Below are 12,273 nucleotides of genomic sequence, written 5' to 3'. Positions count from 1 at the left end.
AGGGGAACCGCGGGCGGGCGCGGCGCGCCGGGACTAGCGTCGCCCGCCGTGGACGACGGGGGCAGCGGGTTCGGACGGCGGCGGCTGCTGGGCGCCGGCGGGCTGCTGACCCTCGCCGCGGTGCTCGACGCGTGCACCGGCGAGAAGCCGCAGGCCACCGCCCCGACCGCCAGCGCGTCGTCGTCCGCCGCCGCCCCGTCGACCCCTGCGCCGCCGCCGCTGCCGACCGCCGTCGGCCTGCTGGACGGCACCACGCCCTGCGTGCTGACGCCCGACACGATCGCCGGGCCGACGTGGTTCGACGCGCACGCGGTGCGCAGCGACATCCGCGACGGCCGGCCCGGCACTCCGCTGGACCTGGCCTTCCGGGTGGTCCGGCTGCCCGACTGCGCGCCGGTGCCGGACGCCGTCGTCGACCTGTGGCAGTGCGACGCGGGCGGGATCTACTCCGGCTTCGCCGGAGCCTCGCCGGGGGAGGGTGGCGACCCGGGCGGCACCGACGAGTACGGCGACCCGCAGTCGGCGACGACCGAGGGCACCGCGTTCCTGCGCGGCACCCAGGTCACCGGCCTCGCCGGCGTCGTCACCTTCGCCACCGTCTACCCCGGCTGGTACCCGACGCGGACCCCGCACCTGCACCTCAAGGTGCACCTCGACGGCGGCACGGTGCTGACGACGCAACTGTTCTTCGACGACACGGTCAACGACGCCGTCCTCGCCGCCGGGCCGTACGCCGGGCATCCCGGCCGGGACACCCGCAACGACACCGACGCCTTCTATGCCGACCAGGCGCTGCTGCGGACCGCGGCGCAGGGCGACGGCTGGCTGGCCGCGATCGTCCTCGGCGTCGTCTGACCGGGCGGGGTCAGTCGGTGCGCGCGGTCAGTCGGCGGCGGGCACGAACTCGACGGTGACGTCGTCCACGCCGAGGGAGTTCGCCAGCGCGGTCAGCATGTCGCGGGTGCCGTCCTCGGCGCGGTCGAGCAGGTCGCTGTCGTCGGCGGCGTCCTCCAGTCGGTCCTCGGCCATGGAGAAGAGCTCGCTCTCGTCGGTCGGGTCGTCGCCGAGCGCGTCACCGACCCGGTCGACCAGGCCGCGGTCGCGGTCCAGGACACGGCTCTCGTCGGGGTCGATGCGGGCCTCGGCGAGTTCCGGCGCGGGCAGGACGATGGTGGCCGCGTTCCCGTCCTCGGACAGCTTCACCGCGTCGGAGTCCAGGTGGGCGAAGTCCACGTAGGCGTCGACCGTGCCGGTGGCGAGGAACTGCACCCGCTCACCGCTGATCACCGCGGGCACGTACGGGGTGTCGGACTCGACGTCGACGACGACCTGGAAGCTGCCGGTCGCCGCGTGGTACTCGTCGAGGTCGGCGAGGGAGACCAGCAGCGGGGTGGTGCTGCGGTCGATCTCCTCCGGTGCGAACGGGTTGCCCCAGTCGAACGAGCCCACGGCGAGCACCCCGAGGCCCACGGCCCCCGCGACGACTCCGGCCTTGACCAGTCCACGGCGGCTCTTCGACGGCATGCGAGGGCTCCTCGGTGTCGCTGGGGGATCCCCCGGGCGCTGCGCCTCGCGGGGGTACCGCCTACAGCGATGCGCCTGCCGACCCCATTCCCGTTCCGCCGGCGATCCCGAGAAGAGATCAGGGGACGTAGACGCCCTCGACCGACACGACCTCGCCGCCGGCCACGGTGAGCCGCATGTAGGAGTGCTCGCCGGCGTCGTCGGAGACCGCGGCGGTGCCGGCCAGCGCGGCCACGGAGGCGACGCCGACCTCCTCGGCGGTCCACGGGTCGACGTAGGAGGCGTCCGCCCCGGAGCGGACGGGGACCGCGGTCACCCGGTCGTCGACGTCGCGGGCGTAGTAGGCGCTGCACTGCTCCCAGCCGTTGTCGGCCACGCCGTCCTCGGCGCAGGCGGCGGCCGCGGCCGGGCCCTCGAACCAGTCCACGAGGTCGACGTAGACCGCGTCGGCGGTGACGGCGCGCAGGAAACCCACGTGCCGGCCGTCGGAGAGCCGGTCGGCCACCACGGGCTGGGTGGTGCGGACGGAGATCTGCTCGTCGAGCCGGAACCCGGTGCCGGTCCAGTCGTAGGTGACCGAGGCCCAGTGGCCGGGGCAGCAGGTCGGGTCGTCGGAGCCGGCCGCGCGGCCGGTGACGGTCAGCGTGCCGGCGCCGGTGGTGAGCGCGGCGTCGAAGAAGGGGATGCCCTCGCCGAGGACGTCGAGGGCGGCGGGCTCGCCGCGGGACACGTCGAAGACGACGACGTCCTGGCCGGGCTCGGACACCGCGCTCGGGCAGGCGGCCAGCACCAGGACCTCGTCGGTGCCGTCGCCGGTGAGGTCGGCGCGGGAGGTGGCCACGGTCAGCTCGTCCCAGCTCGCGGCCGGCAGCCCGTCGGCGACCCAGTCGGCGCGGGACGCGCAGCCGGCGGCGCCGTACGCCAGCGACTTCCAGTCCGGCGACACGTCCGGCACGTCGGTGGCCTGCCCGGAGACCCCGGTGGTGCACCCGCCGAGCACGGCGCCGCCGGCCAGGAGGAGCGCGGGGAGTCGCGGGGCGCGGCGGCTGGGCATCGGGCTGCTCCGGGGAGAGGTGGCGGGCGACGTGCCCGCATCCCCGACATCGGCATGCGACGGGAGTGGCTTGAGTGGTGGATGTGACGGATGTGACGACCCGTCGTCGTCAGGTCTGCACCCTCAGCGGCGGGCGACCAGCGGCCGCAGCACCTCGGCGACCACCCACGTCAGCACGGTCGTGGCGGCAGTGGCGAGGAAGGCGCCGCCCATCTCGCCGGTCGCGCCGGCCGCCACCTGCACGGTCGTGTACGCGACGGCGCCGACGAGGTTCGAGGCGACGAGCGCGGCCCGCCAGCCGAGGCCGGGGCGCACGAGCCGCCAGACGACCAGGTCGGCCACCTGCGCCCCGGCGAAGGCCGCCGGCCCGGCCAGCGAGGCGCCCGATCCCTGGTCGGCGAGCACCAGCGTGCCGACGGCGATCGCGCCGAGCACCCACGGCAGCCCGCCGGCGCGGTCCAGCGCGTCACGCACGCTCAGCGACAGCCCGAGCAGCACCTCGCTCGCGAGGGCGGTGAGCCCGAAGCCCACCGCGACCCCCGCCGGGTAGTCGGCGTCGGCGCGGTCCATGAACGCCACCAGGGCGACGAAGAACGCGGCGACGAGCAGGGCCAGGACCGGCCGGCGGCGCCGGACGGGCGGGGCGGGACGCGGTGGGAACGACGGCGGCGGGAAGGCGGCCGGCGGGAACGGGCCGCGTGGGGGAGCGGCCGGCGGGGTCGGCCACGCCGCCGGGGTCGGTGCGGCAGCGGCCCGCGGCACCGGTCGCAGCAGCGGCGTCGGTGAGCGCGGCGTCGGAGCGGGGACGGCGACCGGCGGCCGGGATGCCGGCCGCGGCACCGGAGCGGCGGTGACTCGCGGGGCGCCGGTGGGTCCCGGAGCGGCAGCGACGGGGGCGGCCACCGCCCGCCGCGCCTCGGCGACCAGCTGCCCCGCGGTCGCGGTGCGGCGGGCCGGGTCCCGGGCCAGAGCCCGGCGCAGCACGGCGTCCAGCGCCGGCGGCACGTCGGCCCGCCGGGCCCACAGCGGAGCGGGCTCGGTGTGCAGATGGGCGTGGTAGGCGCTGGGCAGGCTGCTGCTGGGGAACGCCCGGATCCCGGTCAGGCACTCGTAGAGCACGCAGGCCAGGGCGTAGACGTCCACCCGCGGGTCGACGTCGGAGCCGGTCACGAACCGCTCCGGGGCCATGTACTCGTAGGAGCCGATCGCCGTCCCGGTCTGGGTGATCGCCGCGCCGTCCTGGGAGGAGCGGGCGATGCCGAAGTCGACGAGGTAGACGAACGGGTCGTCCGGCCGCCCGGTCAGCAGCACGTTCGAGGGCTTCACGTCGCGGTGGACCAGGCCGTCGGCGTGCGCGGCGTCCAGCGCCTCGGCCAGCTGCCCGACCACCGACAGCGCCGTCGCCAGCGGGAGCGGCCCCCACCGGGCCAGCCGCGAGGCCAGGTCCTCGCCCTCGACCAAGCGCATGTCCAGGAACAGCCGGCCGTCGATCTCGCCGTAGCGGTGGATCGGGACGACGTGCGGTCCGCGCAGCCGGGCGGTCAGCCGCGCCTCGCGCTGGAACCGGGCGCGGTAGCCCTCGTCGGCGGCCAGGTGCGGGGTGAGCAGCTTGAGCGCGACCACCCGCTCGTGCTCGGTGTCCCAGGCGCGGTGCACCTCGCCCATGCCGCCGCGGCCCAGCGGCCCCAGGAGCCGGTAGGGACCGAAGGTCGCTCCGTGCACCCCGCCCCCTGGTCGTCGCGGCCGGACCCGAGCATCCCACGGCGACGGGCCCGCCGGTGGTCGACGAGCGCCGGCGGCCGCCCCTCGACGGGGGCCGCCGCCGGCCTGCGGAGCCGCCTCAGCCCCCGCGCTTGACCTCGGCCTCGACGATGCCGCGCAGGGCCGTGACCAGCGAGGTGTTGCCGGTGTCGCCGGACTCGAGCGCCGAGCGGGCCTCACCCGGGAGCGCGCCGGTGTCGACGTCGTCGAGCCAGGTCACGTCCCCTCCGGTGCGGCGGCCCACCCGCAGCGTGGCGTCCTCCCGGCGCACCACGTACTCCTCGCCGTCCAGCTGGATGGTCATGTCGTCGGTCATGGTCGGCCCCCTACCCCGGACCGGGGCGTCGGCATGCCCGGGACGATGGCGGTCATGGACGACGAGTGCTGCGAGGTGGTGGTCACCGCCGCCGACGAGGAGTGGCTGGCCGGTCTCACCCGCGACCTGGTGGAGCGGCGGCTGGCCGCGTGCGGGCACCACCTGACCCGGATCCGGTCGGTCTACCGCTGGGAGGGGGCGGTGCACGACGAGCCCGAGGCCCGGGTCGCGCTGCACACCCGGCGGGCGCTGGTGCCGGCGATCGTCGAGCACGTCACCGCCGTCCATCCCTACGACGTGCCGTGCGTCATCGCCCTGCCGCTGGTGGACGGCGCCCCCGACTACCTGGCCTGGGTCCGCGCCGAGACGCAGCCCACGCCCACCCCTCCGGGGGAGGCCGGCTGAAGGACGGACGATCCTGTGCCGAAATGGTTCGGGAACGGGTCCGACAACGGGCCCGCAGCCGCGAGGAGGAGCTGGTGGACGACGTGCTGTTCCCCCGTACCTCCGTCCCCGACCCCGGGGACGCCGTGACGGCGGTGCTCGACGCGCTGCCGCTGCCCTCCCTGCTCGTCGACTCCCATGGCCTCGTCCGGTACTCGAACTCCGCCTGGCGGTACTGGCTGGACGCCCTCGGCGACGAGCGGCTTCGCTGCGCCCACGGGCACACCCGCTACTTCGACCTGGTCGCCCGGCTGGGGGACGACCCCGAGATCCGGGCGTTCACCGACCGCATGGCGGCGCTGTTCCGGGGCGAGGTCGCCCGCGTCGAGCACGACTACGGCCTCGCCTGCCCGGGTGGCGCCCGGTGGTACCACCTCGAGGCGGCGCCGATCGAGGGCGGCTCCCGCTTCGTCGTCACCCACGCCGACGTGACCGCACGCGTGCGGGCGAGCCGGGAGAGCGCCTGGCTGGCCCGGCACGACCCGCTGACCACGCTGCCCAACCGCAGCCACCTGCACCAGCTGGTCGACGCCGAGCTGCGCCGCGAGGGGCGTGGCCCGCTGTCGCTGCTGCTGCTCGACGTCGACGGGTTCAGCGACGTCAACGACGCCTCCGGGCACGAGGCCGGGGACGAGCTGCTGCGCCAGGTCGCCGCGCGCCTGCGCCGGGTCGCCCGGGGCAGCGACGTCGTCGGCCGGCTCGGCGACGACGAGTTCCTCCTCGTCTCCCCGGACTGCCCGGACGACTGCGCCGCGACCGTCGCCGAGCGCTGCCAGGCCGCGCTCACCGCGGAGCCCTTCTCCGTCGGTGGCAGGGTCCTGCGGCTGGGTGCCAGCGTCGGGGTGGCGACCGCCGCCGTCGGCACGGACGCCGGTGCGGCCGGGCTCGTCCGCGACGCGGACCTGGCGCTGTCGGCCGCTCGCGCCTCGGGCCGGGGCGGGCTGCACTCCTTCACCCCGGAGCTGCGTGCGGCCGCCGAGCGCCGTGCCGCCCTCGGAGTGGAGCTCGAGCGCGCCATCGAGGGCGGCGAGCTCGTCCTGCACTACCAGCCGATCCAGCACCTCCCGAGCGGGGAGTTCACCGGGGTCGAGGCGCTCGTCCGCTGGCAGCACCCCGAGCGCGGCCTGCTGCCGCCGGGGGACTTCCTCCCGGTCGCCGAGCAGTACGACCTGCTCCTGCCGCTCACCCGCTGGGTGCTGCACGCGGCCGCGGCCCAGGCCGCCGAGTGGGCCCGGCACGGGTCGGTCCTCGTCGTGGGCGTCAACGTGCACGCCCGGCACCTGTCCACCGGCACGCTGGTCGACGACGTGTTCGCCGCACTCGCCGTGACCGGCCTCCCGCCGGAGCAGCTGGTGGTCGAACTGACCGAGACCTCCGTGGCCGAGGACCCCGTGTGCGCGGCCGCGCAGCTGGCCGAACTGCGCCGCCGCGGGGTCGAGGTCTCGATCGACGACTTCGGCAGCGGCTTCTCCTCGCTGGGGCAGCTGGTCACCCTGCCCACCGGCGTGCTCAAGATCGACCGGAGCCTGGTCGCCTTCCCCGAGGGCCGCCGGGACCACGCGGCGGCGGCCATCGCCGCCGTCGTCGCGCTGGGCCGTGCCTGCGGCATCCGCAGCCTGGCCGAGGGCATCGAGACCGCCGACCAGCTGGCGCTGGCCACCGAGCTGGGCTGCACCTTCGGCCAGGGCTACCACCTCGGCCGGCCGATGCCGGCCGCCGAGGTCCCCGGCTGGCTGCTCGCGCACAACGGCGGACGCCGGCCGGTGCCCTGGTCGGCCATGTCGGAGGGGCGGGTCACCCTCACCGCGGCGGGCTGACGGTCGGGCCGGCGCCCCCCGCCTCCGCAGCGCACTACCCTCGACAGACGTGGCTGCTGACTTCTCCGTCGTCCTGGACGAGCTCGACACGACCCTGAAGTCGATCGAGGCCGTGCTCGACGTCGACAAGCTGCGCCAGGAGGTCGCCGAGCTCGAGCAGCAGGCCGCCGCCCCGGACCTGTGGAACGACGTCGAGGCCGCCCAGGCGCTCACCTCCAAGCTCTCCTACCTGCAGGGCGACCTGCGCCGGGTCGAGGAGCTGCGCAGCCGGCTGGACGACGTCGGCCTGCTGCACGAGATGGCCGCCGAGGAGGACGACGCGGCGACGACCGCCGAGGCCGAGCGGGAGCTGGTCAGCATCCGGACGGCCATCGACGAGCTCGAGGTCCGCACCCTGCTGTCGGGTGAGTACGACGCCCGCGAGGCGCTGGTGACCATCCGGTCGGAGGCCGGCGGCGTCGACGCCGCCGACTTCGCCGAGATGCTGATGCGGATGTACCTGCGCTGGGCCGAGCGGCGGAAGTACCCCACCGAGGTCTACGACGTCTCCTACGCGGAGGAGGCCGGCATCAAGTCGGCCACCTTCGCCGTCAAGGCGCCCTACGCCTACGGCACGCTGTCGGTCGAGCAGGGCACCCACCGGCTGGTCCGGATCTCCCCGTTCGACAACCAGGGCCGCCGGCAGACCTCCTTCGCCGGTGTCGAGGTGCTGCCGGTCGTGGAGCAGACCGACCACGTGGACATCCCCGAGAACGAGATCCGGGTCGACGTCTTCCGCTCCTCGGGTCCCGGTGGGCAGAGCGTCAACACCACCGACTCCGCCGTCCGGATGACCCACATCCCGACCGGCATCGTCGTGTCCTGCCAGAACGAGAAGAGCCAGATCCAGAACCGCGCCGCTGCCCTGCGGGTGCTGCAGGCGCGCCTGCTCGTCGTCCGCCAGGCCGAGCAGCGGGCCGAGATGGACGCGCTCAAGGGGGAGGGGAGCAGCTGGGGCAACCAGATGCGCTCCTACGTGCTGCACCCGTACCAGATGGTCAAGGACCTGCGGACCGAGGTGGAGAGCGGGAACCCGTCGAACGTGCTCGACGGCGACCTCGACTCGTTCATCGAGGCGGGTATCCGGTGGCGCAAGCAGCAGGAGGCTGGCGGCGCAGCCGCCTGATCCGTCGCGGGTCGTGACGGACGGCGTTGCCATCGTCACACTCGGGTGGCGATGGCGACGGTGCGTGATCACCTTCCAGGCAACTCCGGCCCCACCCGTGACGGTCTGCGAGAACGCTCGGAGCGTTGCTCCGCGAACGGCCGATCACGGGACCCCGGACAGGTACCGTGGCGCCTCGTGATCGAATTGCAACACGTCACCAAGATCTATCCGGCCAGTGCGCGGCCGGCCCTCGATGACGTGTCCACCGAGATCGACAAGGGGGAGTTCGTCTTCCTCATCGGGTCGTCCGGATCGGGCAAGTCGACGTTCCTCCGGCTGCTGCTGAAGGAGGACGACCCGACCAAGGGCACGGTCAGCGTGAACGGCAAGACGCTCAACACGATGAGCAAGTGGAACGTGCCGAAGCTGCGCCGCACGATGGGCTGCGTCTTCCAGGACTTCCGGCTGCTGCGCAACCGCACCGTGGAGCAGAACGTCGCCTTCGCGCTCGAGGTCATCAACAAGCCGCAGCGCACGATCAAGCGCGTCGTCCCCGAGGTGCTGGAGATGGTCGGCCTCGAGGGCAAGGCCAACCGGCTGCCCGGTGAGCTCTCCGGTGGTGAGCAGCAGCGGGTCGCGATCGCCCGCGCGTTCGTCAACCGGCCGCTGGTGCTGCTCGCCGACGAGCCGACCGGCAACCTCGACCCGGAGACGAGCGAGGGGATCATGCTGCTGCTGGAGCGGATCAACCGCACCGGCACCACGGTGATCATGGCGACGCACGACTACCACATCGTCGACTCGATGCGCCGGCGCGTGATCGAGCTCAACGGGGGCCAGATCACCCGCGACCAGTCGCGCGGTGTCTACGGGGTCGGCCGCTGAGCCTCGGCTCCCCGACCTCCGACTGAACTCAGAACAGGGAATCCATGCGCGTCAACTTCGTCCTGTCCGAGGTGGCCACCGGGCTCCGTCGCAACCTGACCATGACGGTCGCGATGATCCTGACCACGGCCATCTCGCTCGGCCTCATGGGCACCGGGCTGCTCATCGCCGGGATGATCTCCGACATGAAGGAGATCTACTACGACAAGGTGCAGGTCTCCATCTTCCTCGAGGACGGCGTCACCGAGGAGCAGCGCGCCGCGCTCGAGACGCGGCTGCAGGAGCTGCAGACCGACGGCGAGGTGAAGAGCTACCTGTACGAGTCCAAGGAGGACGCGTACGCCCGCTTCCAGCAGCAGTTCAGCCAGCAGCCGGAGCTCGTGCAGAACACCCCGGCCGACGCCCTGCCGGAGAGCTTCCGCGTCGAGCTGGTCAACCCGGAGCGCTACGACGTGATCGCCTCGGAGTTCCCCGACGCGACCGACGGCGTGGACCAGGTGCGCGACGAGGGCGACTTCCTGGACCGGTTGTTCAGCCTGCTCAACGGCGCCCGCAACGCCACCATCGCCGTCGCGGTGGTGCAGGCGCTGGCCGCACTGCTGCTGATCTCCAACACCATCCAGCTGGCCGCGTTCAACCGGCGAAACGAAACGAACATCATGCGGCTGGTCGGCGCCTCCCGCTGGTACACCCAGCTGCCGTTCATCCTGGAGGCCGCGCTGGCCGGACTGATCGGTGCGCTGCTGGCCATCGGCGGCCTGGTGGTCACCAAGCTGCTGTTCGTCGACCGGGCCCTGGCGGGGCCGATCAAGGCGGGGATCATCCCGCCGGTCGACTGGAGCGCCATCGCCACGATCAGCCCGATCATCGCCCTCGCCGGCGTGGGCCTGGCCGCGATCGCCGCCTACGTGACCCTGCGGTTGTACGTGAGGCTCTGACATCGCGATCCTCCGGATCGCACCGCGGCCAGGAGCCGTTCCCGACCTGCGCTGAGCCCTGCCGTCGCACCCTTCGCGGACCCCTCCGGGGCCCACTCGGGCCCGACCCGCGCAGGGCGGCACCGGTCCGGAGGCGACCGTGGTGGCGTTCGCGAATAACCTGTACGCATGCCGCGGGAACAGGGCCAGAAGTACATCGCCCAGAACAAGAAGGCGCGGCACGACTACTCGATCCTCGACACCTTCGAGGTGGGCCTGGTGCTCACCGGCACGGAGGTGAAGAGCCTGCGGGCCGGCCGTGCCTCGCTGGTCGACGGCTTCGCCAGCATCGACGACGGCGAGGTGTGGCTCCAGCACGTCCACATCCCCGAGTACACGCAGGGCACGTGGACCAACCACGCCGTCCGCCGCAAGCGCAAGGTGCTCATGCACCGGTCCGAGATCGACAAGCTGATCGGCAAGACCAAGGAGGGCGGGCTGACGCTCGTCCCGCTGGACCTGTACTTCAAGGACGGCAAGGTCAAGGCCACGCTCGCGCTCGCCAAGGGCAAGAAGAGCTACGACAAGCGCCACGACCTCGCCGAGCGGGACTCCCGCCGCGAGATCCAGAAGGCGTTCGGCCGCTACGTGAAGGGTCGCCGCTGACTCTCGGCCCGGGCCTCGCGCCGGCCGACTGCCGCCATGTGGTCGCGGGTGCCGCCCTGTAGCGCGGCGCCGACGACGACACCGCGGCACCGGGGTGCGCACTCGGCGCGCCGGGTCACCCGCCTACGGTGATCGGCATGCGCGGTGTGGCTTACGACCGGTTCGGCGACCTCGACGTCCTGGAGCTGCGCGACGACCTGCCCGAGCCGCCGGTCGGCCCCGACACCGTGCTGGTGCGGGTGCACGCGGCCGGGGTCAACCCGGTCGACATGGGCATCCGCGCGGGCGGCCTGCGGTCGTTCTTCCCGCACCGGTTCCCGATCGTCCCGGGCTGGGACGTCGCCGGCGTCGTCGAGGCCGCGGGCCCCGCGGTCGTGGACTTCGCGCCCGGTGACGAGGTGTTCGGCTACGTCCGCCGGGACGACGTCCAGTGGGGCACGCAGGCCGAGTTCGTGCCGGCGCCGCAGCGCTGCCTGGCGCACAAGCCGGAGTCCCTGTCGTTCGCGGAGGCCGGTGCCCTCCCGCTCGCCGGGCTCACCGCCTACCAGGCGCTGACCGAGGCGCTCGAGGTCGGCGAGGGCGACCGCGTGCTGGTGCACCGGGCCGCGGGCGGGGTCGGCTTCAACGCCGTCCAGATCGCCGTGGCACTGGGCGCGCACGTCATCGGCACCGCCAGCCCGCGCAACCACGGCTTCCTCCGCGACGCCGGTGCCGCGGAGTGCATCGACTACTCGGCCGGCCCGGTCAGCGAGCAGCTGTCGGAGCCGGTGGACGCCGTCCTCGACCTGATCGGCGGCGACGCCCTGGCCGACGCACCGAAGCAGCTGCGCGCGGGTGGCCGGCTGGCCAGCGTGGTGGACCCGGGGGTGCGCGACCTCGGTGGCCGGTACGTGTTCGTGCGACCGGAGCGGCACGACCTCGAGGAGCTCGGCCGGATGGCCGACGCCGGACAGCTGCGGGTGCCGATCGCCCGGGCCTTCCCGCTCGAGCGGACCGCCGACGCGCAGCGGCTGGTCGCCGAGGGCCACGTGCGCGGCAAGGTCGTCGTCACCGTCCCGTGAGCCCGCACCCGCTCGACCGACCGGCCTGGTCGGCGCTGACCGGGCCGCACGCGCACTTCGCCCAACGGCGGGGGGACGTGCTCCGCTACCCGGCCGACGTGACCCCGTTCCTCGGCATGCCGTCGTCGACGCCGACCGCGCAGGACTGGGCCGATGCCGCGGTGCTGGTCGGCCCCGGCGGCCTGGTACCCCTCGCCGGCCTCGACGCACCCCCACCGGACGGCTGGCCGGTCACCTGGCAGGTCGCCGGAGTCCAGCTGGTGGACGACGGTGTCGTCGGTGCCCCGGACGCCGAGGCCGTCCGGCTGACCGCCGACGACGTCCCGGAGATGCTGGCGCTGGTGGAGCGGACCCGCCCCGGGCCGTTCCTGCCCCGGACCATCGAGCTCGGCACCTACCTCGGCGTCCGGGACGGGGGTGCTCTCGTCGCGATGGCCGGCGAGCGGCTGCACCCGCCCGGCTGGACCGAGATCAGCGCCGTCTGCACCGACCCCGCCGCCCGCGGCCGGGGGCTGGCGACGCGGCTGGTCCGGGCGCTGGTGCACGGCATCCGGGAGCGGGGCGAGCAGCCGTTCCTGCACGCGGCCGCGGACAACCCGGCGGTCGCGCTGTACGAGTCGCTGGGCTTCCGCCGCCGCCGGTCGGTGACCTTCGCCGCGGCCCGCGTGCCCGGCTGATCCG

Annotated in this window: 13 protein-coding genes; 9 read left to right on the top strand and 4 right to left on the bottom strand. The window is 74.1% G+C overall.

Annotated elements, in window-relative coordinates:
- Nucleotides 1–48: 48 nt before the first annotated feature.
- The gene (locus tag N555_RS0111255; RefSeq protein WP_029431587.1) at nucleotides 49–855 is read left to right on the top strand and encodes a dioxygenase family protein; all 807 of its coding nucleotides are present in this window, start codon (nucleotides 49–51) and stop codon (nucleotides 853–855) included.
- A gap of 27 nt (nucleotides 856–882) precedes the next feature.
- Here the strand turns inward: N555_RS0111255 and N555_RS0111250 are convergent, their stop codons facing one another.
- The 4 genes from N555_RS0111250 to N555_RS0111235 all read right to left on the bottom strand — a co-directional run bounded on the left by N555_RS0111250 (nucleotide 883) and on the right by N555_RS0111235 (nucleotide 4,655).
- On the bottom strand, nucleotides 883–1,524 hold the full coding sequence (locus N555_RS0111250) for a DUF4230 domain-containing protein (protein WP_029431586.1): 642 nt from the start codon (nucleotides 1,522–1,524) through the stop codon (nucleotides 883–885).
- Nucleotides 1,525–1,642: 118 nt separating this feature from the next.
- Nucleotides 1,643–2,578, bottom strand: coding sequence for a hypothetical protein (locus tag N555_RS0111245; RefSeq protein ID WP_029431585.1), 936 nt, complete (start codon nucleotides 2,576–2,578; stop codon nucleotides 1,643–1,645).
- 123 nt (nucleotides 2,579–2,701) lie between these two features.
- Nucleotides 2,702–4,300, bottom strand: a complete 1,599-nt coding sequence (locus N555_RS28290; protein WP_051683958.1) for a serine/threonine-protein kinase — start codon at nucleotides 4,298–4,300, stop codon at nucleotides 2,702–2,704.
- 118 nt (nucleotides 4,301–4,418) lie between these two features.
- A complete protein-coding gene (locus N555_RS0111235) occupies nucleotides 4,419–4,655 on the bottom strand; it encodes a hypothetical protein (RefSeq protein WP_029431583.1) in 237 nt (78 codons plus the stop codon).
- A 33-nt stretch (nucleotides 4,656–4,688) separates the two neighbouring features.
- Between N555_RS0111235 and cutA the strand changes: the two genes are divergently transcribed.
- The 8 genes from cutA to N555_RS0111195 all read left to right on the top strand — a co-directional run bounded on the left by cutA (nucleotide 4,689) and on the right by N555_RS0111195 (nucleotide 12,269).
- Entirely contained in the window at nucleotides 4,689–5,060 is a 372-nt protein-coding gene (cutA, locus tag N555_RS0111230) for a divalent-cation tolerance protein CutA (protein ID WP_231502699.1), read from the top strand.
- Nucleotides 5,061–5,134: 74 nt separating this feature from the next.
- Entirely contained in the window at nucleotides 5,135–6,916 is a 1,782-nt protein-coding gene (locus tag N555_RS0111225) for a putative bifunctional diguanylate cyclase/phosphodiesterase (RefSeq protein WP_051683957.1), read from the top strand.
- 49 nt (nucleotides 6,917–6,965) lie between these two features.
- Nucleotides 6,966–8,081, top strand: coding sequence for a peptide chain release factor 2 (prfB, locus tag N555_RS0111220; protein ID WP_081866140.1), 1,116 nt, complete (start codon nucleotides 6,966–6,968; stop codon nucleotides 8,079–8,081).
- Between the two features lie 177 nt (nucleotides 8,082–8,258).
- Nucleotides 8,259–8,948, top strand: coding sequence for a cell division ATP-binding protein FtsE (ftsE, locus tag N555_RS0111215; protein ID WP_029431579.1), 690 nt, complete (start codon nucleotides 8,259–8,261; stop codon nucleotides 8,946–8,948).
- A 44-nt stretch (nucleotides 8,949–8,992) separates the two neighbouring features.
- Nucleotides 8,993–9,886 (top strand): permease-like cell division protein FtsX, encoded by an 894-nt coding sequence (gene ftsX, locus N555_RS0111210; protein ID WP_029431578.1) that lies wholly within the window; start codon nucleotides 8,993–8,995, stop codon nucleotides 9,884–9,886.
- Nucleotides 9,887–10,054: 168 nt separating this feature from the next.
- Nucleotides 10,055–10,531: an SsrA-binding protein SmpB gene (smpB, locus tag N555_RS0111205; protein ID WP_029431577.1), complete on the top strand. Its 477-nt coding sequence runs from the start codon at nucleotides 10,055–10,057 to the stop codon at nucleotides 10,529–10,531.
- A 137-nt stretch (nucleotides 10,532–10,668) separates the two neighbouring features.
- Complete coding sequence (locus tag N555_RS0111200; protein WP_029431576.1) at nucleotides 10,669–11,592, top strand: NADP-dependent oxidoreductase; 924 nt, start codon at nucleotides 10,669–10,671, stop codon at nucleotides 11,590–11,592.
- Nucleotides 11,589–12,269, top strand: coding sequence for a GNAT family N-acetyltransferase (locus N555_RS0111195; protein WP_029431575.1), 681 nt, complete (start codon nucleotides 11,589–11,591; stop codon nucleotides 12,267–12,269). The genes N555_RS0111200 and N555_RS0111195 overlap by 4 nt, the downstream gene beginning before the upstream one ends.
- The last annotated feature ends 4 nt before the right edge of the window (nucleotides 12,270–12,273 follow it).

The organism is Blastococcus sp. URHD0036 (genome assembly GCF_000701365.1).
In the GTDB taxonomy this organism is placed as follows: Bacteria; Actinomycetota; Actinomycetes; order Mycobacteriales; family Geodermatophilaceae; genus Trujillonella.
The sequence above is the reverse complement of the archived record's forward strand: the minus strand, read 5'-3'. Positions and strand labels throughout refer to the sequence as shown.

What these genes read in the sequence shown, in the direction of transcription:
- N555_RS0111250 (WP_029431586.1), bottom strand. Translation starts at nt 1,524, where the DNA reads ATGCCGTCGAAGAGCCGCCGTGGACTGGTCAAGGCCGGAGTCGTCGCG.
- N555_RS0111245 (WP_029431585.1), bottom strand. Translation starts at nt 2,578, where the DNA reads ATGCCCAGCCGCCGCGCCCCGCGACTCCCCGCGCTCCTCCTGGCCGGC.
- N555_RS0111235 (WP_029431583.1), bottom strand. Translation starts at nt 4,655, where the DNA reads ATGACCGACGACATGACCATCCAGCTGGACGGCGAGGAGTACGTGGTG.
- cutA (WP_231502699.1), top strand. Translation starts at nt 4,689, where the DNA reads ATGCCCGGGACGATGGCGGTCATGGACGACGAGTGCTGCGAGGTGGTG.
- ftsX (WP_029431578.1), top strand. Translation starts at nt 8,993, where the DNA reads ATGCGCGTCAACTTCGTCCTGTCCGAGGTGGCCACCGGGCTCCGTCGC.
- smpB (WP_029431577.1), top strand. Translation starts at nt 10,055, where the DNA reads ATGCCGCGGGAACAGGGCCAGAAGTACATCGCCCAGAACAAGAAGGCG.
- N555_RS0111200 (WP_029431576.1), top strand. Translation starts at nt 10,669, where the DNA reads ATGCGCGGTGTGGCTTACGACCGGTTCGGCGACCTCGACGTCCTGGAG.